Here is a 20,011-nt window from a genome sequence, read left to right as displayed (position 1 = left end):
GGACGTAGCGATATTCGAACGAATATACAGAGCCGACGGAACGGTCGAGGTCGCTCACGGTGGTATCTTGACCAAGTACGTACGGTGTGATGATTCACCGCTGTCTGTTCGCGGCCGGTGACGGCAATTTTATTCGGGTACGTCCGCAAGAGGCCACAGATGCAACCGCTCCACGCACGGTATCCGTTTACGACCGCCGCTCGGGAGGCCGTCGAAGCCGCGGCGGTCGACCTGGGCGAGGTGGTCGCGACCGACGAGGCGGTCGTCGAGCGCGCACTGGAGCGGGTCCAGTCGGCGATCACGAACCGGACTGTCGGCGAGCCACACCGACAGACACGGGTCGAACTCCTCTCGTACCCGGTCGCGCGGGTGCTCGTCTCGCTCGTCGATCAGCACGTCTGTACCCGGAAATACGCCGCGGCCGAGGCCGAGACGGCCTACGACCGCTTCGTCGAGGAGTTCGAAAGCACGACTGAGCTCAAATCCACCCGGGGATCACAGATCGAACTGCGTGACCTGCTCGCGGAGTTTGACCTCGGCAGCGTCGTCGACGAACGCGGCGACGGCTACTGGATCGAAGTCGGCGCGTATCTGGAGATGGCGGCCGACCAGCGGGGCGACGAGTGGCGCCTGGTCAACCGCACGCTCGCGGACGGGCGGGTCGCGATCACGCAGGCCGAACTCCACGTCCTGCTCAAACAGGCCATCCGTCACCGGATCGAGGACGGGTTGCCCTTCGACGTGCCCGACGCCATCGGCCAGGAACTCCAGGCGGAGGCCGAACAAATCCGGGAGGTGCTCTCGGAACTCGATCTCACCCGGGAGATCGACACCGTCGTCCCGGAGCTGTTCCCGCCTTGCATGAAAGCGCTGCTCGATCAGGTCCAGAAGGGGGAACACCTCGAACACCACTCTCGCTTTGCGATCGCGACGTTCCTGGTGGGGATCGGGATGACGACCGACGAGATCGTCGAACTGTTCCAGGTCAACCCCGGTTTCGGCGAGGAGGCGACCCGCTACCAGGTCAACCACATCCGCGGCGATACCAGTCCGACGGAGTACTCGACGCCGGCGTGTTCGACGATGCAGTCCTACGGCGACTGTGTGAACAAAGACGACCTCTGTGAGACGATCGCCCATCCGATGGCCTACTACGAGAAGAAGATCGACGACTCCGAGGAAGACGAGTTGACCGATTGGCGCGAGACCGACGGCGACGCCGACGAAACGGACGAGGCCGACGATACCGGCGACGAAGCCAACGCCTAGAAGTTCTGCCGTTCCAGCCAGAGGCCGGCACTGAGCATGAAGACGACGAACAGTCCGATCGCGGCGACGATACCGACCCCGCCCTGCGGGCCGAGGCCGCCGTTGGTTCCGTACGTGCTGGAGACGTAGACCGTCGCGGCGACGAAGAGCGCGAGGGCGATAACCGAGATGACGATCTGCACGACGGTCTCCCGCTCGATATCCATGTCCTGCGATTTTACTGGCCCGGGCAAAAGGGTGTCGAAGCGTCCGAACCGCCGAGAGACTTAGGCCCGTGGAGCACCTATGTTTCGACTGGATACACTCCAGCACACAGCCGTGTCCGGCTCCTATGACGGTACTCACACCCCCCGACGACACCGATCGGACTGCACTCGCACCGGACTTCCGGACGCTCGCCGACCGGGCGGCCCGCGCCTGGACCGAGCGCATGGCGGTCCGCGAACTGGGCGACGGCGAGTACGCCGTCACCGCCGAGAGCGGCCGCACCTACGTCGTCGACGTCCCCGAGCGGTCCTGTTCCTGTCCCGACCACCGCATCCGCGGCGAACGCTGCAAGCACCTGCGGCGGGTCGCCATCGAGATCACTGCCCGCCGCGTTCCGGCGCCCGGTACCCGACGCGCCCGCTGTGACGCCTGTGGCACCGAGACGTTCGTCAACGAGGACGCGTCGACTCCACACCTCTGTGAACCCTGCCGGCTCGACCCGGGCGACGTGGTCCGGGACCGCGAGACGGACAAGCGCCTGGTCGTCGTCCGCGTCACCGACGACCGCGCCGACGAGCGGATCGTCGAGGCGACCGGCCGGTCCGTGGCTGCCCACGGGACCAACGACGGCTATCCGGCGGGGGATCTGGTCGTCGACGCCGTCTACCTCCCGGCGGCCGTCCGGAGCGAGTCACCGCGGGAGTACGCCTTCCCGCACTCGCGGCTGGAGCGCGTCGATGGTGTGGAACTGGTCGCCTGACACCTCCCGGATCAGTCCAGCATCTCGGCGGTCTCCTCCTTCGAGAGGTCGCCCCGTTCGAACGCCGAGAGCACGTCCAGCGTCGCCTGGTCGGGCCCGTCCTCGCCGACCTCGTCCAGCGTCACCTTCTCGGAGTGGCCGACGAACTCCTCGAAGTCGGTGCCCTCGGACAGCGCTTTCTCCTTCTTGACGCGGTAGTTCCCGCCGTCGGTCGTATGGAGGTCGCCGGGGTGGAAGAAGTACCAGTCCTCGCGGTCGAAGCGGACGCCGATCCGGGGTTTCGCGCCGAAGTTCCGCGCGAAGAAGAGCAGTGCCTCGACCTCCTCGCCGGTGAGGTAGATCGGGTCGCCGGCGCTGGATTTGGCCTCGATCGCGTAGAAGGTCTCGCCGTCGCCGGTCAACACGTCGGGCAGTTCCCGCTCGGTGGCGCTACCGCTCGCCGGTGCCCGCATCACCGCGAAGCCGGCCTCGTCGAGTTCGTTGACGAGTTCCCGCTCGCGGCGGTCGCCCTTCGCGTTCGAGTTTGCCATCGTCCGACTCTTGGTCGTCGTCGATAAAAAGGGCTCGCGCTCGCCTCAGCGCTCGTCGTTGCCGGCCCGGGACTGTAGCTCCCGGATGACTTCTTCCGTCTCGCCGCCGTCGCCCCGGACGGCCCGGGCGTAGCGCTTGTACTCCTCGGGGGAGACTTGGACCGTCTCGGTACCGCCCTCGTGTTTCAGCTCCAGGCGGACCGTCCCGCCGGGCGTGTTACGGAGCCGGAAGCTCGCCATCGCCGTGAGGACGAACCACAGCGCGATACAGCTCCCCAAAAAGTACGCCATCGATGTCTCGAAGGCCAGCGTCTCGGCCCCGTTGGTCCAGCGTGCCGGGTACGCCCGGACGAACAGCCCGACGCCGACCAGGCAGCCGGCGTTCCCGAGGACGACCCCGAGTTGCTGGCGGCGCGACGAGGGAAGGACGGCGACGACCGAGAGGAACAGCGCCGGAATGGCTAGCCCCCCGAGCACGCCGGCGAGTTTCTCGGCGGCCCGGAGGTCGTCGACCCCCAGCATCGCCGACAGTGATGTCGTTACGACGAGGATGGCAGTCACGAGTGCCAACACGCCGGCGACCCCGAGGACGATGCCAGCGCCTATCCGCCGCGGGTCCCGACCGTTCCAGCGGCGCCCTCCGTACGCATCCCCGAGATTCTCCATGGGGCCACCTTGACACTCCCGCCACAAAACGGTACGTCAGACGCTCGCAAGACGGGACTACTCGCTCTGGATGCGCGGGGCGAGCATGTAGGTGACCCGGCCGTTGCCCTCCGCGAAGTTGAAGTGCATCTTGACGGGGAACTCCTCGCCCAGTTCCATCTCCACCTCGGCGTCCTTGGGGATGGCCTTGTTCATGTTCTTCAGATAATCAAGCGAGAACAGCGAGTGAGCGTCTCCGACGGTCAGGTCGATGAGATCGTCCTGTGTGAGTTCCAGATGGACGTCGTCGGTGTCGCCCTCGGCGTCGACGTAGAACAGTTCCTCGGTCGTGTCGACCCCCAGCGCGATGTGGTCGCTGACCATGTCCGCCGCCGTCACCGAGCGGTCGATGTCACGGCCCTCGATGACGATGTGGGCCGAGAGGTCCAGATCCGGCAGATCCGGCTCCTGGCGGATAGAGTCGGGATCGATGAGCGCGAGGGTGTACTCCAGCCCGTCGATGGCGATGTGGAGTTTGCGTGTCTCCTCGTCGAGTTCCAGATGGACGAGCTGGCCGGCGTCAGCCATCCCCGCGATGTCTTCGAGCCGCGAGAGGTTCACGCCGATGATACCCCCGTCCGCCTCGTAGGACTCGAAGGCCGCCGCGTCCAGCCGGAGGTCGACCATCCCGACGTTCGCGGGGTCGACCGCCCGGATTTCCAACCCGTCGTCTTCCAGGTGGATCTTGCATTCGTCCACCAGCACGCTCACCGAATCGAGAGCCGCCTGGAGCGTGTCTGCGCTCACGATGGCGTTGAACATCTTGGAGCGGGCTACGCCCCCATCCATTAAAAAGCCGGCTATCGTCCCCGCGTGCGCGCAGGCGTTCGAGCGCTCAGGCCTCCGGTTCGAACACCTCTGGGTTCTTGGGACCTTCGCGGTTGATGATTGCCAACATCCCCTTGCGGGCGACCCGCGAGAGCGCGTGGTCGACCAGCTTGATCGGTCCCGGGACCTCCGCGTGCAGCGTCGCGATGGCACACGAGCCGGGCTTGACTGGCGTCGTCTGGACGAACTTGTTGGCCGGGCCGGCGATGGCCCCCTGTTGCCAGACTTCGTCCCACACCGAGCCGATGGGGTGGAAGCTCGAATCGAGGTTCGGGCCGCCGGTGACGAAATACACCCGCGCGGTCTCGCCAGTCTTGATCGACGGGGAGCCGTACCGGTCGGGCGTGATGGCGTACTTCTCACCGTTCATGAGGACGTAGGTCGGGTCCTCGGCTTTCATCGACTCGATGTCGAAGTCGTGGTGGCCCTCCTCGCCGGCCTCGCCTTTGGTGTACAGCTCGTGCTGGCCGAAGTAGAACTCGTGGTCGACCTCGGGCAGTCCGTCCTTTGGCTCGACCAGGATCATGCCGAACATCCCCGAGGAGATGTGCATGTCCATGTTCGGGACCGCACAGTGGTAGATGAACGCGCCGGGGTAGGTGGCCTTGAACCGGAAGGTCTTGGTCTGGCCCGGCGTGACCATCGACGCCTCCGCGCCGCCGCCGGTCCCGCGAACGGCGTGGAGGTCGATGTTGTGGGGCATCGAGTTGCTCTCCTCGTTGGTGACGGTCAACTCGACGGTGTCGCCACGGCGGACCCGGATCAGCGGCCCCGGCACCTGCCCGTCGAAGGTCATGTACGTGTACGTGACCCCCGGTTCGACCTCGGCGACCTGCTCTTTGGTCGTCATCTCGATCGAGTGGGTCGTCGGCTCCGACCGGTCGATGGGATCGGGGATGTCGGTCGGGTCGGCGGCGATACGGTCGACGTCGGTCGATTTCGCTTGGGTCATGGCTGGTTCCTGGGGCGTGGTGCGTTCGGCGGTCTGTTCGGTCTCGGCGCCGGGTGCCTGTGCACAGCCGGCGACCGCTGCGGTACTGACTCCGAGCGCCTGGAGCACCCGGCGTCGCGTCGCCGTCGGGATGGATGACATCGGTGTGGACCTCCGTACACGTAGGGATGTGTCGCCGTGACACATATACCGAGAACCCTGCTCTCAGGGCGTGAGAGTGGTTCTCAGGCGACGAGAACCGCAACGAACGTGTTCGGCTCTGGGATGTGTTCTACCGGAGGTGGCTCACCAGCCCGCCCGTCGGCCGCGACCCGTCCCGCCGTCGGCGACGGAGGCGACTCCTGCCGACTATCGCACTCCCGACGAGATAGAACGGGACGACAATCGAGCCCAGCGTACCGATCGTCGGAAGCCACGGGTGCTCGCCGTGGAGTTCTGTCAGCAGCGACGCTGGAAGGACTGCGACGTACCGGTGTGTGGTGAGCAACCGCTGGTAGCTGCCGGTATCGGCGGGCGCATGCAGCGTCACAGTGACCTCACGCTGGCTCTGTGGCGGAACCCGGACGACCCGATCCGACACGTCGACTCCGTCCCCGGGGACGAGATAGATGACGTTCGGGAGGTAACTCGGGTTCCTGAGCTGCCGTGTCCGGGGCTTGGACTCCCCGGCGGGGATGACATCCGCCCGTTCGGAGTCGAAGCTCGAACTGACGATCTCCATTTCAGTCGTGCCGTCCTGGACGACTGTCGGGGCCACCAACCCGGCCGCTAAGACGAGCGCACAGGCGGCGACGAGCAGCCGGGGATCGAGTCCCTGCGAGCGGCTCCGATCGGTGTCACGGTCCCGCTCGTCGCGTGTCCCGAAGACGCTGTCGAACCCGAGGTACCCGAACGCCGCCACTGCGAGTACCGTCAACACCCCTTCTGTCCCCAGAAACAGTTCGGTGCCGGACCAGCGGGCGAGTGTCAACTGGACACCTTGGACTGTGTTCTTGAGAGCGTTGATCCCACTTCCCAGCGCGGGGATCGCGACGATCCGGCCGTTGATCTGGAGCACCTCCGCGACGATCTGGTGGTCGCGAACCGGGGGCTCCCCGGCCGTCTGATCGGTGATCGCGTTCGCGTCTCCTTTGGTGATATACCCCTTCTCCGTGGTGCCGACCACCCGGTGTGTCGTCAACCCTCCACCCTGGATCGCTTTGGCCTCGAAGACGATCACGTCGCCCGGCTCTGGCGGGCCGGTAAGCGGGCTGGGGACCGCGACGAACCCGTCGTCGGGTTCGAGCGCCGGGTCCATGCTCCCGGTCCGAACGAACCCGAGCAGGACGGGCTGTCCGAGCAGTTGTCCGACAAGCAAGGCTAAGACGACGAGTACGAGTGTCGTCTCGACCGCGTTCGTGATCCCCTCCCGTAGCGACATTTAACCGTTCCGTGGAGTGATTGTAGCGTGGCCGCCCGATCCGATTACTCCACTCCGGGATCGGCGGCTTTGTTCGCGTTGACGACGAACTGACTAGTGAGATCGAGTTCGCCGGTCGTGTCGCTGTCGGTCGTATCGACCTGGAGCGAGACGTACACCGATGCTCCCGATGGCACCGCTTCGTTTGGATCGTTCGCGTTGTTGAAACTCAGGGCCTGTTCCGGCTTTGACTGGCCGTCGGTGGGGTCGTCCAGATCCAGTGCCTGCGTTTCGGTCGAGGTTGCCGAATCGACCTGGCTCGGATCAGGGGAACTCGCGCCCACGATTTCCGTCGCCACGCCCTGCAGGTACACCGTTGCACCCGCGGCTTCCGACGTTTCCTGTAAGCCGACCTCTATGTCGAGGGCCTGGTCTGTCTGGTTCTTGATGACGAACGCCGATTGATCGGTCCCGTCATCGTAGGGCCATCCGTCTCCGGCCGCCGCTGGATTCGTGTCTTCGTCGTAGAGGCTGCTGAAATCGACCTGGTCACCCTTCGCATTGTCGTCCATCGCACCCAACTGGAAGCGAGCCTGGTCGTTGACTCCAGTCCCGCTACTACTGTCTTCACTGAAGTCGATGTACAGGTCACCGTTTTCGTATCCGATCTTGTCACCGATACCCGGAGCGTCTCCGGGTTCGAGGCTGATGTACGCCATATCGTCGTTTGCCACACCGATATCACCGTTTCTCCCGACAGTCGCAGCCGTGAACGCGCCTGTGCCTGATGCGGCCGCCCCGCCGGCGGCGAGCGATCCGAGTCCGATGAGGAACTTTCGTCGGTCCATCTGTTGTCACCGCCCGCAGTCACCCTGCGAGCGTATCTTTCCCTGTATTCCCGAGGGGTATCGTTATACAGGCATATTAGGCCGCTCAAACGGGGGATTTCGTCACTCTGGTGGCGAGACACGTCGCACTTCTCCCCGTTCTTTCCACGGCCGCTAGATAGTTAGTGACTGGCCGGCTTGGCACACCGGACGACGAACCATCCGGTTGATCGGACTCAGCCACCTCAACGACCCATTGAGTTCCCGCTCGGGGGTAAAGTTTCACTGGGTATTAATGTACACTGAGGAGACTGGTCGGACAGCGGGGTGGGGGTCAATGCAAGAAGTCATTCAGCCAATCGGTGCGACGGAGTCGAACAGAGGGACAGAGGAGATCGACGAACTGTTCGATATCATGAGCAACAGTCGCCGGCGTGCGGTCTTTCACTATCTCAAGCAGGGCGACGGGACCGCCGTCGAGGTCAGCAGACTCTCCAGGGAACTGGCCGCCTGGGAGTGTGGTGTCGAGCCCGAACAGGTCTCCTACGACGACCGCCACTCGATCCACACGTCGCTCCGGCAGTTCCACCTCCCGAAGATGGAGGACGGTGGGATCGTCGAGTTCAACGACCAGGGAACGCGTGTCACGCTCACCGACGAGGCCGACCGGACGGACATCTACGTCGAGGCGGTGTCGGAAGACGAGGTCAGGTGGTCGACGTACTTCGTCTCGCTCTCGGCCGTCCTGGCGCTCACGACGGGGGCGGCGATACTCGGCATCCAGCCGCCGACCGCGCTATCGGTGCAGGGGTGGGTCATCCTCGAATCGATCGCCTTCGCCGTCTCCTCGCTCGTATTCTGGTCCAGCCAGCAAGACGACCTCCTGGGCTCGGAGGGAGTGCCCCCGCTGTTCTCGGAGGAGTGAGCCATGCGTAGATTCCTCGTCTTGCTGGTGGGAAGCGCGTTGGTAGTCGGGGTCTTCTCGGTCGGAACCGGCGGCTTCACCGCCGGCCAAGTCGAACGGACGGCCACCGTCGGCATCGTCCCCGACGACCGCGCTGCGCTCGGCTACGACGCCCGCTGTCGGGGCGACGACCTGCACGCTACGGTCACGAACCGGGCTGTCGGGGCGGAGCTGGTGCTGTCCGTGTCCGTTTCCGGGACCGACCGACAGGTGACGGTCGGTCCCGCGGAGTCGACGACGCTCCGGTTCGGGGATGTCGAACCGGGGACCCCGGTCACCGTCCGGGCACACACCGAGGACGGAGGGCTGGCGATCGAACTGGAACGGTCCGTCCCCGAGGACTGCCGGGACCGGCGCGCGATCAGCTGGATCGCCTTCTGTGGAACCCCGCCCGCTGCCCCACCAGCGGTCGCGGCGACGGATGGCGACGGCCCGACCGCGGTCCACTGGACCGACACCGGCGACGGTCCCGTCGTGTACAAAGCCGGGCCGACGGTGTACAATACGACCGACGACGGCGCCGTCCGTAGCGGGCAGGGGACCTCCATCGGCAGCGCACGCGGCGACACCGGTACGCTGATCTCCAGGCCCTGTACCGTCACGACCGGCTCCTCGGGCACGAAGTTCGAGTACAACAGTTCGACCGGGGCGTTCGAGTCCGGAGGCTGAGACGCACGTGGAGTACAGCACGTCTCCACACCGCTTTGCTCGTTTCATGGCCCCTCGGCTCCCATCTCAGTGCTGACGGCTTCTGCTGTCGTGTGGCCGCCTGTTCGTGCAAGCGGCGAGGGACGGGTCGTCACCGATTTGTCACTTGCCACCGAACAGCCACGTATGGACGACGAGACGGACGACCGTGTCCAGGTGTGGCTCGTCGAGCGCACCTACTCCGACGACGAGCAGAACCTCATCATCCTCACGTACGCGACCCCGGACGGCGAGCGGTACTTCCGCAAGGAGCGGGCGCTCACCTCCTTCACCGACGTTCGGGACACGACGGCAGCCGTCGAGACCGACCCGGGGAATCTCGGAGCGGTCGAAGACCCCGACCTGCGCGAGCAGTACGCCGCCGAAGCACAGCGGATGGAGCGCGTTCACGAGCCTGGGGACGTGATCTGAGGGGCCACGCCACCTGATCCGGCACCCCTTTCAGCGTCGACGGCGTCAGTACAGATATGATCGATAGCTCGCCCGTCTCTCGCGGTCGATACGCGTCGGGAGGCAACTATGTCGGGTAAAGACGACTACTACAACAGAGCCAAACAGGAGGGGTACCGCGCCCGGTCTGCCTACAAACTCCAGCAACTCGACGAGACGGCCGGCCTGCTGGGCGAGGGTCGGACTGTCGTCGACCTCGGCGCCGCTCCCGGCGGGTGGCTCCAGGTCGCGGCCGAACGGGTCGGCGAACGCGGGACCGTCGTCGGCGTCGACCGCCAGCGCATCGATCCACTGGAGGACCCGGAGCCGACGGTCGAGTACGTCCGCGGGGACATGACCGACGACAGCACGAAGGCCGAGATCCGCGAGATCGTCGGCGGCGACGGCGACCAGGGCGGTCCCGTCGACGTGGTCATCTCCGATATGGCGCCGAACATGACCGGCGAGTACGACCTGGACCACGCCCGGTCGGTCCATCTCGTCCGGCAGGCGTTCGAGGTCGCGACCGACCTCCTGGACGCGGGCGGGGACTTCGCCGCGAAGGTGTTCGACGGCCAGGATCTGGACGACCTGAAGGCAGACATCGAACCGGAGTTCGAGTACGTCCGTGAGGTCCGCCCGGACGCCTCCCGAGATTCGTCCTCGGAGCTGTATCTGGTCGCCAAACACCGGCTGACGGCGCCGGTCCGCGAGGGCGATGTCGTCGAGGTGACCATCGAGGACATCGGCGAGGAAGGGGACGGAATCGCGAAAGTCGAGAACTTCACAGTCTTCGTCGGCGGCGTCGAGAAGGGGGAGACCCTGGACGTCCGGATCGACGACGTGAAACCGCGCTACGCGTTCGCCCAGCCAGCGGAGTAGCTACCGGACGACCGACGACGAGCCGGCCTCACGACGGCGGACGAGTCCGACGACGGCGTAGACGAACGGGGTGTCGACCACCGCGATGGTGAGTTTCAGCAGGTACTGACCGACGATCAGCGCCAGCGCCTCGTTGGGCGGGACGCCCTGGAAGACGACGAACCCGATCGTGATGAAGATGACAGTGTCGAGCAGTTGGCTCGTGGCCGTCGACCCGATGTTCCGGAGCCAGAGTTTCGTCGGGCCGGTGCGCCGACGGATCGCGTGGAAGACGAAGACATCCCAGTTCTGACTGACGACGTAGGCCGATAGGCTCGCGACGACGATGCCCGTACTGGCACCCAGTACCGACCGGAACGCGGTCGGGTCGACCGGCTGTGCGGCCGCCGGGAGCCCGGGTGCGAAGATCGTGCTCCAGACCAGTCCCAGCAGGACGAAGTTCATGACGAACCCGACGTTGACCAACACGGTCGCCGCCCGCCGGCCGTACAGTTCGGCGTAGCAGTCCGACGCGAAGAACGTCAGCGCGTACGCAAGCGCCGCACCGGGTAACACCAGCGTGTCGCCCGTCAGGGGTACCCCGAAGGGCAGGCCGAACGCGAGCAGTTTCGAGGCGGTGACCTGCGCGACGACCAGTGCCGTCACGAACAGGCCGATCAGCGCGACCCGCTGTGGCGAGCCGTCGTCACTCGTCATCGTCTAAGCGACCGTGGCGGGCGTCGATGTCGTCCAGTACGTCCAGTGTCTTCCGGACCGAGGCGCGGATCGCGTCGCTCCGGTTGACGAACTTCCCGTCGTCGCCGACGTGTTCGTCTAGATCCTCCAACAACTCTGCGGGCATCTCGACGCTTATCTTGGGCATACCTGGAGAATACTGTAAGCGGACTCATAGCCACTGCGGTTCGATGGCCGGTCCTCGGCGCTTCCCACGTGGTGTCTCGATCAGGCTCTCTCGGAGACACCAAGCGGATACAGCGGCGTTCGGGGACCGGTGGGTCAGTCGGCCGGTTCGCTCCGGCGCTCGGAGGTCCGCCGACCGCCCAGCGTGTACACCCAGAGGACACCCAGGCCGAAGAGGTACGCCAGCGCCGTCGGGATCCCGACGATGAACATCGTGAAGATGCCGTTGGGCGAGAAGATCGCCGAGATGGCCACGATGGCGATGACGACCTCCCGCCAGCGGGTGTACATCGTCTCGAAGGGGACGATCCCGCCCTTGTGGAACAGGAACATCGTCACCGGGATCTCCGCCAGCAGGCCGATCCCGACGGTGAGGAAGAACACGAGCCAGCCGAACTTGCTGACCCGGTAGGCGATGACCATGTTGGCCTGGAGCTGGTCGTAGGCGATCGCCGAGATCGTCAGTGGCGCGAAATAGAGGAACCCGAGCACGCTCCCGCCGATGAGCGCGGCGAACATCGTCCCACCCCAGACAGCCAGGATATTGCGGTTCCCGACGACGAAGCCCCGTTCGCGCAGCGCCGGCCACGCGAAGTACATGAGCACGGGGATCACCGCGACGGCCCCGACGACCGTCGAGAACTTCACGATGAACACCAGGTGCTCGACCGGGTGTAACGTGACGATCCCCACGTCGTTTGCCATCTCCGGCGGGAGCCGGCTGACGAAGGTCCGCTGGATGCGGCCGATGCCGCCCTGATAGAGGAACAGGAAGGCGGCGCCCATCACGACCCCGAAGATGCCCAGGATCCAGAACGCCTTGGAGGCGATCGAATCGAAGATGAAACGGAGGTCGTAGTAGTAGCCGCCCACGTCGTCCTCGGTGGTCTCGTCCTCGGTGAAGGCGTTGAGTACCCCTGCCGTCGTCGAGGTGACGACGTCGTCTTCCTCGGGTTCGCCGTCGGTGTCGGTTGCTTCCTCGTCGTTCTCGTCGTCCTCGTTTGCCATGTCCCACCGGTCGAGGACGAGCCCGGCCTTCTCCTCGTCGCCGACCGTCAGCGCCGTATCTGCGTGGGCCAGGGCCTCCTGTTCGGTCATCTCCTCGAAGACCTCCGGCGGTGCGACCTTGACGGCCTCCGCGTTGAGTTCGTCGATGTCGATAGCCGCCGGGTCGCCGTGTTGGGCCGGCGCCGTGTGGGCCGATAGCTCCCGCAGGACGTGGACGTAGAGGGCGACGACGCCGCCGACGAGCCCGAACAGTGCGCCGAACAGTACTGCCGTCCCCTCGACGGACAGGCCAAACAGCGCCGGCGGCTGGACGTTTCCGGCCAACCGGCTGGAGTACTGTGCGGCAAATGCCTCGGCCGCTTGCACGTACTGGAAGGCCGGCGAGGACAGCAGGTAGTAGGCGGCTGCCCCCGACAGGAGGCTCCCGCCCAGGATCGTGTTCCAGTTCGAGAGTGCGACCTCCCGGGTGCTGACCAGTTCGCTGGAGCGTTTGAACAGCACCGCGACCTTCGCCAGCGCGAGACTGACGCCGTAGAGGCCACACAGCGGCGCGGCCCACATGATCTGCGTGAACGGGTCCGGCGGCGAGAACAGCGCGCCGAAGGCGAAGATCCCCATCACCGCGTAGCGCCACTTGTCCCGGAACGTCTCGTAGGGGACGATCTCCGTATACGAGAGGATCGTCATCAGCAGCGGCAGTTGTGCGGCCAGGCCGAACGAGACGGCCAGCATGAAGACGAACTGGAACCACTTGACGATAGAGTACTGTGGCGTGAACCCGGCGTCGAAGGCGTCACCCGCCAGGAAGTTGAACATGATCGGGAAGAACAGCTCGTAGGCGTAGGCGACGCCGCCGGCGAACAACGCCAGGCTGACCGTCGCGAACGTCAGGAGCTTCCAGGCGGGGATGTGTTCGGCCGGCCACCAGCCACGGCGGCGAAGTCCGTCACGGCCGAAATAAATGAGCAGCGGGACCGACATGAGGATGCCGACGACGGCACCGATCTTGACCTGCAGGAGGATCACGTCGAACGGGGTGACAGCGACGATACTGGTCGCCTCCTGGGTGGTCAGGTCCATCTGGGAGTACAGGAGGTCCTGGCGCAGCCGGTCCCAGACGCCGTACTGGAGCCCCATGATCGTCCCGATCATCCCGACGACGAAGACGATAAACACCTTCTGGAGGTGTGTCTGGGCGCTGCTGAGCATCGCACCCAGTGTCGCACGGCCACTCTGGACCGTCTTGACGGTGTCCTCGTCGATCGCGCTCGCCATCTCTCCTGGGTGTAGCCTATTGTGCGTTATCAATTTATTCATCCCACTGGCGGGCGGGAACCAGCTCTCGGGAGACGGCCATGCGAGGCATCTCGAAAAGAAAGTTTACAATCACCTCCCGCTAAGCCCATCCAGATGCCGGACGGCGACGACAGCGACGAACAGCATGGCCCGACAGAGCCACTGCTGCCCGACGACGATGACGGGACCTCCGCCGAGAGCGAGGGCGAGGGGACACCGCCGTCCGACGATGACATCGACGCGCCGGCCGACGCGCCCGCCGGTGGGGACGAATCGACAGCGGGCGCACACGCAGCGCCCGTCGAGCCGGCGACGCCGCTGTTCGACCGGGACCCCGACGACGTGGTCGCCGCGACACCGGCCGACGTTCCCTCCGACTGGGGGATGCCGGGATCGCCGACCGCACACACGTCCTACGGCGGGGAGACCGTCTCGACGCCGGGCGATAGCACGTCGGTGCCCGACCCCGACGCCGAGTTCGACTACGACGAGGGCGCTCCGGACGATCAGGAGATGCCCCTGGCCGACCACGTCGAGGAGATGGCGATGCGGCTGTTCGTCGTCGTCGGCGTGATGGCGGTCGTCACCGTCCTCGCGTTGCCCTCCTCCGATCAACTGATCAACTTCCTGTGGTACTCGTTCCTCGACGGCCCCGCCCAGGCCTGTGGCCAGTTCGCGGCTGACGCCCAGCCCGGTGGCGAGAGCACTGTCTCCGGGGCGGACTGTCCACACGTCTACAGCCCGCTCGCGCTGATCCTCGCCCGACTGAAGGTCTCCTCGCTCGTCGGCCTGATCGTCGCGCTCCCGGTGTTCGTCTACGAGACGTACCTGTTCATGCGGCCGGGGCTGTACCCCAAGGAACGCCGGTACTACCTCGCCGCGGTCCCGACCAGCCTCGTGCTCGCGACCGTCGGTGTCGCCTTCGCGTACTTCCTCGTCCTGCGGGCGATGTTCGACTACTTCATCACCTACTCCGACCGCGCCGCGGACCTCGCTTTCGGCCTGGGGGAGACGTTCAACCTCATCATCCTGATGCTTGGCTTCTTCGCGATCGTCTTCCAGATCCCGCTGTTCGTGATGCTGGCGATCATGATGGGGGTCACGACTCGCCAGTGGCTCGAAGACCGGCGGCTGTACTTCTGGGGCGGGTTCGCGGCCATCGCCTTCGTCTTCAGCCCGGACCCGACCGGGATGGCGCCGTTGATGGTCGCCGTGACGATGATCGGCCTCTTCGAGGGGACGCTCCTGTTGTTGCGCTGGACCCAGGAGAGTTCGCCGATCCCGACGGCCGAGGAGGCCGCGGCCCAGCGCCCGATCGCTTGGCTTGGGGCCGGCCTCGTCGGCTACGTCCTCAGCCCGGCACCGGTGCCGACGGGCTACTACCAGCAACTGCCGACGGCGATCACCGACGCGCTCAACAGCGTCGGGCTCGCGCCGCCGCTGCTCGTTGGCGGGAGCGCTATCGTGGCCTTCGAGGCGCTGGCCTACGTCAACAAGAACTACGTCGTCAACATCCGGCTCTGGCGGGCACTGCGCCGCATCCGACTCCCGGTCTGGGGGGCGGCGATCGTCGTCGGCTACCTCTCCAGTGCCGACCCGACGCTGTTCCGCCTGGTCGACCAGGTGAGCCTGACGCCGGCGGCGGCCGTCGCCGTCAGCGGGACGCTCGTGGTCGCCTTCGAGGCCGCGATCCTCGTCGGGAAACGCCGGAGGGCGTCGACCGATGGCTGACGCCGCGACCGTCCTCGTCGCGCGCCACGGGGAGACCCACTGGAACCGTACGAATCGGGTCCAGGGATGGGCGCCGACCGGACTGACCGACCGCGGTCACGACCAGGCCGCGGCGCTGGGCGAGGCGGTCACCGAGCGGTACGCCGTCGACCGCGTGGTCGCCTCGGATCTACAGCGGACTCGTGAGACGACCGACGGTATCCGGGACGCCGGACAGGGACTGCCGGAGCCGACCTTCGACGCCGACTGGCGCGAACGCGGCTTCGGCGTCCTCCAGGGGTTGCTCGCCGAGGACCTCTTCGAACGGTACCCCGCCCACGACGACGGCGACAGCGTCTCGGCGCTGCCGGCCGCCCCGGAGAACGGGGAGACCGTCGCGGCGTTCTGTGACCGCGTTCGGGACGCCTGGGAGCGACTGGTTCGATCGGTCGAGCCCGGCGAGACGACGCTGCTGGTCACCCACGGCGGCGTCATCAAGGTCCTGCTGGCGACAGTCGACGACCGGTCGATTTCGGCGACACTCGCGCCACACTCCCAGGACAACTGCGCGATCAACGAGATCGGGATCGACGACGGCGGGGCACGGCTACTCGCCGAGGAACTGACCGACTGGCGCTGACGAACGTTTATCGGCCTGGCGTGTCTCTGTCGAACAAATGGGCCTTTTCAACAAACTCGGGCGGAACGTCGAACGGTTCAAACAGACGGCCACCGACGCCGCGGACCAACAGGCGGAGTACGAGTGTTCGGCCTGCGAGTCGCGGTTCCACACCGATCACGACGACTGTCCGGAGTGTGGCGCGACAGAGATCCGACCGATCGACGGGGAGTAGTTACTCGACGCTCGGATAGTCGGCGTCGAAGACGTCGGCGACGACGTCGTCCTCGCTCTCCTCGTCTTCGGGGCTGACACTGCCGGTCTGGTAGCCGTGCAGGTCCAGGGTCACGTGATCGAATCCACAGTCCTCGATGTGGTCACGGGCGGCCCGGACGAAGTCCGGATCGAGCGCGGTCTCCAGTTCGGCCTCGCCGACCTCGATGCGGGCCAGGCCGTCGTGGTCGCGGACCCGAAACTGTTCGAACCCCCAGGTACGGAGCAACTGTTCGGCCTTCTCGACACGGGAGAGTCGGTCTTCGGTCACTTCGAGCCCGGTCGGGATACGCGAGGAGAGACAGGCCATCGACGGTTTATCCGCCACCGAGAGGTCGTACTCGCGGGCGATCTCCCGCACCTCGGATTTATCGATGTCGTGTTCGAGCAGCGGGGAGTAGGCGTCTAGTTCCTCGACGGCTCGCAGGCCAGGACGGTGCCCCTCGCCGACGTCCGAGAGGTTGGTCCCGTCACAGACGATACCGATCCCCAACTCCCGGGCGCGGTCGTACATCGCGCCCAGGCGCATCGACCGGCAGTGATAACAGCGCATCTCGTCGTTGGTTCGGAACTCCTGACTACTGAGTTCCGAGAACTCGACGATCTCGTGACGGATGCCGATCTCCTCGGCTACCCGGACCGCGTCACCGAGTTCGGCTTCCGGCAGAGTCTCCGATTTCGCCGTACAGGCGACGGCGTCGTCACCGAGGGCGTCGTGGGCCAGCGCGGCGACGACACTGGAGTCGACGCCGCCGGAAAACGCGATCAACACGCCGTCGCGCTGGGCGAGGTCGTCCCGTGCGGCAGACGCCTTCGTCGCGACTGAGGACATTGTAAGCAGTTTGGTCTGGATGCTCAAAAGCGCGTCGCGTTCGGCACATGATTCGGTGTCTCCCGATAGTTATAGATATCTAACACACTCACATTATTTTCACAAATAACGAGGGAGATTATATCTGATGTTGGGTCAGTGTTACGCGGTTGCGAGTGGGAAAGGAGGGGTCGGAAAGACGACGACGGTCGTCAATACGGCGTACGAACTGGTCACACTTGGTCACAAGGTGGCCGTCGTCGACGCCGACCTGTCGATGACGAATATCGGGCGACTGCTCGGGGTCGACCACGAACCGACACTCCACGACGTATTGGCCGGCGAGGCCGACCTGGCCGACGCTGTCGACACCAGCGGCGAGGTCGCACTCGTCCCCGGCGACGCGTCCGTGGAGACGTATCGCGAGGCCGATCCATCCCGACTGGGCCGGGTCCTCCGTCGGCTCCGAACCGAGTTCGACATCGTCCTCGCGGATACGGGCGCTGGCGTCAGCCACGAGGTCGTCGTCCCGTGCGGGGTCGCCGACGGGACCGTTCTGGTGACGACGCCGGACGACACCGCCGTCTCGGACACGTCCCGGACGGCGTCGCTCGTGGACAGGGCCGACGGGACGGTATTGGGTGTCGCCGTCACGCGGACCGACGAGCGTGCGGCCGAGGCGGTCGCGGACGAACTCGGGACGGACCTGCTGGCGTGGATTCCCGACCGCCCCGACGTGGTCGGGGACGAACCGGTCGTCAGAACCGCACCCTCGTCGGCGGTCGCGGCCGCCTACAGCGGGTTGGCCGGGGTGGTGTCGGTCGCGGCGGCCGCGAGCGACCCGGCGGCGGTCGAGGCGCCCGACGACGCTCCCACCGACGAGTCAGGGGAGTAGCCGGCGACGGGTTTTTTCTGACCGGCGCCGAACGGAGCGATAGATGGACCTGGAATCGGTGCCGGGCGTCGGGGCCAAGACGGCCGCGGCGCTCCGGGAACTCGACGACCCTGAGCGCGCGCTCCGGGAGGGAGACGTCGCCACGCTGTCACAGGCCCCGGGCGTCAGCGAGGGCCGAGCGGCCCGCGTGGCCCGGGGAGCGATCCGTGCCGACCACGACGACCCGGGTGGGTTCGCCGCGACCGCGCGGGCTCGCGAACTGTTCCGGGAGGCGCTCGGCCTGGTCCAGGAGCGGACCGTCACCGACTACGCCGAGAAACGCCTGGAGACGCTGTATCCCAGCGGGACCCGGAGCCGGATCGAGGAGGTCCGGGCGTTCGTCGAGTCGGCGATGGCCCGGGACCCCGACCTGGACGTTCGGGACCCACTCTCGGCGGTCGCACCGCTCTCCGAACCCGACGGCGTCCGGGTCCGCGACCGCTGTTTGGCCACGAGCGACGCCGAGCGGTACGCCCAGGCCCAGGAGGCGATCCCCGAGGTCAGCGTCGAGGTGGTCGACGACGCCCGCCAACTGGCCGAACTCGCCCGCTCGTACTCGACGGTCGTTGCGCTGGACGAGGCCTTCGCCGGCGTCGACGTGGAAGGCGAGGTTCGGGTCGAACCCGACGCGCTAGAGAACCCCTCCGCTGTCGTCCCCGAGCGCGTTCTCGCGTTCTTCTCGCGGAACCGCGATCGGGTCCTGGCCGCCGCCGAGGTCCACCGGATCGCCGATCTGGACCCGCCCTGTGATCTGGACACGCTGGAGTCGGCGCTGGACCAACTGGCCGAGGACGGCACCGTCCGTGGCGACGAGGAACTCGATCGGCTGGCGACGGCCGTCGACGACCTGGACGCGGCGGTCGGGATGGCCGAGAACGTCGCCAACGACCACCTGCGGGAGGCCATCGAGGAACGCGACGTCACCATCGAGGGGACCGACCTGCTGTCGCTGGTCGAACGGGGAGCGGGCGTCGACTCGCTGCTGTCCCGGGAACTGGCCGACGAGTACGCCGCTGCCGTCGCGAAGGCACGGGACCACCTCGTCGAGACGCTCTCGCTGCGGGAGACGGAGGCGATGGCCCGCCGGGCCTTCGCCGACGAGCCGACCTACCCCGTCGAGCGCCAGGAGGACGTCGTCAGCCGACTCCGCGAGGAACTGACCGCCGCACGGGACCGGCGGGCGACACGGCGCAAACGGGAGTTGGCCGACGACCTCGCGGGACTGCGGGACGACGCCGCCGCCCTCGTCTCGGCGGCCCTGGAAGTCGACGTGGAACTGGCTATTGCCCGCTTCACCGCCGACTTCGACTGTACGCTCCCGGAGCTCACCGAGGAGAGCGGTTTCGCCATCGAGGGCGGGCGCTCGCCGTTGCTCGATGTCCCCTTCGCCGAGGTCGAGCCGGTCGACTACGCCGTCGAAGGTGTGACGGTGCTGTCGGGCGTCAACAGCGGCGGGAAGACCTCGACGCTGGATCTGGTCGCGCTCGTGACGACGCTGGCCCACATGGGGCTGCCGGTGCCCGCCGAGTCGGCCCGGATCGGCCGCGTGACCGAACTCCACTACCACGCCAAGACACAGGGAACGCTCGATGCCGGCGCGTTCGAGGCCACGATCCGGGAGTTCGGCGACCTGGTCGGGAGCGTCGGCGAGGGGAGCGACGAACGGCGTGTGCTCGTGCTCGTGGACGAACTCGAATCGATCACCGAACCCGGCGCGAGCGCGAAGATCATGGCGGGCATCCTCGAAGCGCTCAGTGAACGCCGGGCGACGGCCGTCTTCGTCTCCCACCTGGCCCGTGACATCCGCGAGGCCGCCACCATCGACATCGGCATCGACGGCATCGAGGCCGTCGGCCTGGAGGACGGCGAACTCGTCGTCGAGCGCTCACCGGTCAAGGGGAAACTCGCCCGGTCGACGCCGGAACTCATCGTCGAGAAACTCGCCGCGGACGACTCCGGGAGCTTCTACCGCGATCTACTGCGGAAGTTCGAGGAGTGAG

Annotated in this window: 22 protein-coding genes; 11 read left to right on the top strand and 11 right to left on the bottom strand. The window is 66.4% G+C overall.

Going from position 1 to position 20,011, the window contains the following annotated elements:
• Positions 1-159: 159 nt before the first annotated feature.
• The gene (gene priL, locus VJ109_RS07435) at positions 160-1,269 is read left to right on the top strand and encodes a DNA primase regulatory subunit PriL (protein WP_324760218.1); all 1,110 of its coding nucleotides are present in this window, start codon (positions 160-162) and stop codon (positions 1,267-1,269) included.
• Here the strand turns inward: priL and VJ109_RS07430 are convergent.
• Positions 1,266-1,475 carry a DUF7472 family protein gene (locus tag VJ109_RS07430; protein WP_324760216.1) on the bottom strand — a complete coding sequence of 70 codons (210 nt, stop codon included), beginning with the start codon at positions 1,473-1,475 and terminating at the stop codon, positions 1,266-1,268. The genes priL and VJ109_RS07430 overlap by 4 nt on opposite strands.
• A gap of 125 nt (positions 1,476-1,600) precedes the next feature.
• Between VJ109_RS07430 and VJ109_RS07425 the strand changes: the two genes are divergently transcribed.
• Complete coding sequence (locus VJ109_RS07425; RefSeq protein ID WP_324760214.1) at positions 1,601-2,236, top strand: SWIM zinc finger family protein; 636 nt, start codon at positions 1,601-1,603, stop codon at positions 2,234-2,236.
• Positions 2,237-2,247: 11 nt separating this feature from the next.
• On the opposite strand, the gene hjc is transcribed toward VJ109_RS07425, so the two are convergent.
• From hjc to VJ109_RS07395, 6 genes are all read right to left on the bottom strand, one after another.
• Positions 2,248-2,766, bottom strand: a complete 519-nt coding sequence (gene hjc, locus VJ109_RS07420; protein ID WP_324760212.1) for a Holliday junction resolvase Hjc — start codon at positions 2,764-2,766, stop codon at positions 2,248-2,250.
• Between the two features lie 45 nt (positions 2,767-2,811).
• Positions 2,812-3,432: a cell division protein CdpA domain-containing protein gene (locus tag VJ109_RS07415; RefSeq protein ID WP_324760211.1), complete on the bottom strand. Its 621-nt coding sequence runs from the start codon at positions 3,430-3,432 to the stop codon at positions 2,812-2,814.
• A 57-nt stretch (positions 3,433-3,489) separates the two neighbouring features.
• Positions 3,490-4,233: a DNA polymerase sliding clamp gene (locus VJ109_RS07410; RefSeq protein WP_324760315.1), complete on the bottom strand. Its 744-nt coding sequence runs from the start codon at positions 4,231-4,233 to the stop codon at positions 3,490-3,492.
• Between the two features lie 73 nt (positions 4,234-4,306).
• The gene (gene nirK / locus VJ109_RS07405) at positions 4,307-5,392 is read right to left on the bottom strand and encodes a copper-containing nitrite reductase (protein WP_324760209.1); all 1,086 of its coding nucleotides are present in this window, start codon (positions 5,390-5,392) and stop codon (positions 4,307-4,309) included.
• 130 nt (positions 5,393-5,522) lie between these two features.
• Entirely contained in the window at positions 5,523-6,671 is a 1,149-nt protein-coding gene (locus VJ109_RS07400) for a S26 family signal peptidase (protein WP_324760207.1), read from the bottom strand.
• Positions 6,672-6,715: 44 nt separating this feature from the next.
• Positions 6,716-7,498, bottom strand: a complete 783-nt coding sequence (locus VJ109_RS07395) for a hypothetical protein (RefSeq protein WP_324760205.1) — start codon at positions 7,496-7,498, stop codon at positions 6,716-6,718.
• Positions 7,499-7,814: 316 nt separating this feature from the next.
• On the opposite strand from VJ109_RS07395, the gene VJ109_RS07390 reads away from it, so the two are divergent.
• The 4 genes from VJ109_RS07390 (at position 7,815) to VJ109_RS07375 (ending at position 10,460) form a co-directional block, all read left to right on the top strand.
• Positions 7,815-8,402: a winged helix-turn-helix domain-containing protein gene (locus tag VJ109_RS07390; RefSeq protein ID WP_324760203.1), complete on the top strand. Its 588-nt coding sequence runs from the start codon at positions 7,815-7,817 to the stop codon at positions 8,400-8,402.
• Positions 8,403-8,405: 3 nt separating this feature from the next.
• Complete coding sequence (locus VJ109_RS07385) at positions 8,406-9,110, top strand: hypothetical protein (protein ID WP_324760200.1); 705 nt, start codon at positions 8,406-8,408, stop codon at positions 9,108-9,110.
• A 165-nt stretch (positions 9,111-9,275) separates the two neighbouring features.
• A complete protein-coding gene (locus VJ109_RS07380) occupies positions 9,276-9,560 on the top strand; it encodes a DUF7967 family protein (RefSeq protein ID WP_324760198.1) in 285 nt (94 codons plus the stop codon).
• A gap of 108 nt (positions 9,561-9,668) precedes the next feature.
• Positions 9,669-10,460: a 23S rRNA (uridine(2552)-2'-O)-methyltransferase gene (locus tag VJ109_RS07375; RefSeq protein ID WP_324760196.1), complete on the top strand. Its 792-nt coding sequence runs from the start codon at positions 9,669-9,671 to the stop codon at positions 10,458-10,460.
• On the opposite strand, the gene VJ109_RS07370 is transcribed toward VJ109_RS07375, so the two are convergent.
• The 3 genes from VJ109_RS07370 to VJ109_RS07360 all read right to left on the bottom strand — a co-directional run bounded on the left by VJ109_RS07370 (position 10,461) and on the right by VJ109_RS07360 (position 13,643).
• Positions 10,461-11,156 carry a queuosine precursor transporter gene (locus tag VJ109_RS07370; RefSeq protein ID WP_324760194.1) on the bottom strand — a complete coding sequence of 232 codons (696 nt, stop codon included), beginning with the start codon at positions 11,154-11,156 and terminating at the stop codon, positions 10,461-10,463.
• Positions 11,146-11,322: a ribbon-helix-helix domain-containing protein gene (locus VJ109_RS07365; protein WP_276178901.1), complete on the bottom strand. Its 177-nt coding sequence runs from the start codon at positions 11,320-11,322 to the stop codon at positions 11,146-11,148. The genes VJ109_RS07370 and VJ109_RS07365 overlap by 11 nt, the downstream gene beginning before the upstream one ends.
• Before the next feature lie 134 nt (positions 11,323-11,456).
• Positions 11,457-13,643, bottom strand: coding sequence for a twin-arginine translocase subunit TatC (locus VJ109_RS07360; RefSeq protein ID WP_324760190.1), 2,187 nt, complete (start codon positions 13,641-13,643; stop codon positions 11,457-11,459).
• Between the two features lie 135 nt (positions 13,644-13,778).
• On the opposite strand from VJ109_RS07360, the gene tatC reads away from it, so the two are divergent.
• From tatC to VJ109_RS07345, 3 genes are read left to right on the top strand one after another with little or no spacing between them, the layout of a single operon-like run.
• Positions 13,779-15,395, top strand: a complete 1,617-nt coding sequence (gene tatC / locus VJ109_RS07355; RefSeq protein WP_324760188.1) for a twin-arginine translocase subunit TatC — start codon at positions 13,779-13,781, stop codon at positions 15,393-15,395.
• The gene (locus VJ109_RS07350; RefSeq protein WP_324760186.1) at positions 15,388-16,014 is read left to right on the top strand and encodes a histidine phosphatase family protein; all 627 of its coding nucleotides are present in this window, start codon (positions 15,388-15,390) and stop codon (positions 16,012-16,014) included. The genes tatC and VJ109_RS07350 overlap by 8 nt, the downstream gene beginning before the upstream one ends.
• Positions 16,015-16,051: 37 nt before the next feature.
• On the top strand, positions 16,052-16,228 hold the full coding sequence (locus VJ109_RS07345; protein ID WP_324760184.1) for an FmdB family zinc ribbon protein: 177 nt from the start codon (positions 16,052-16,054) through the stop codon (positions 16,226-16,228).
• On the opposite strand, the gene larE is transcribed toward VJ109_RS07345, so the two are convergent.
• On the bottom strand, positions 16,229-17,098 hold the full coding sequence (gene larE / locus VJ109_RS07340) for an ATP-dependent sacrificial sulfur transferase LarE (protein ID WP_324760182.1): 870 nt from the start codon (positions 17,096-17,098) through the stop codon (positions 16,229-16,231).
• Between the two features lie 127 nt (positions 17,099-17,225).
• On the opposite strand from larE, the gene VJ109_RS07335 reads away from it, so the two are divergent.
• Together VJ109_RS07335 and VJ109_RS07330 are read left to right on the top strand one after the other, a co-directional pair.
• The gene (locus VJ109_RS07335) at positions 17,226-17,972 is read left to right on the top strand and encodes a P-loop NTPase (RefSeq protein ID WP_324760180.1); all 747 of its coding nucleotides are present in this window, start codon (positions 17,226-17,228) and stop codon (positions 17,970-17,972) included.
• 43 nt (positions 17,973-18,015) lie between these two features.
• Positions 18,016-20,010 (top strand): MutS-related protein, encoded by a 1,995-nt coding sequence (locus VJ109_RS07330; protein ID WP_324760178.1) that lies wholly within the window; start codon positions 18,016-18,018, stop codon positions 20,008-20,010.
• Position 20,011 lies beyond the last annotated feature (1 nt).

This window comes from Haloarcula montana (genome assembly GCF_035666295.1).
GTDB lineage: Archaea > Halobacteriota > Halobacteria > Halobacteriales > Haloarculaceae > Haloarcula > Haloarcula montana.
This window is presented reverse-complemented; position numbering and strand designations above follow the sequence as displayed.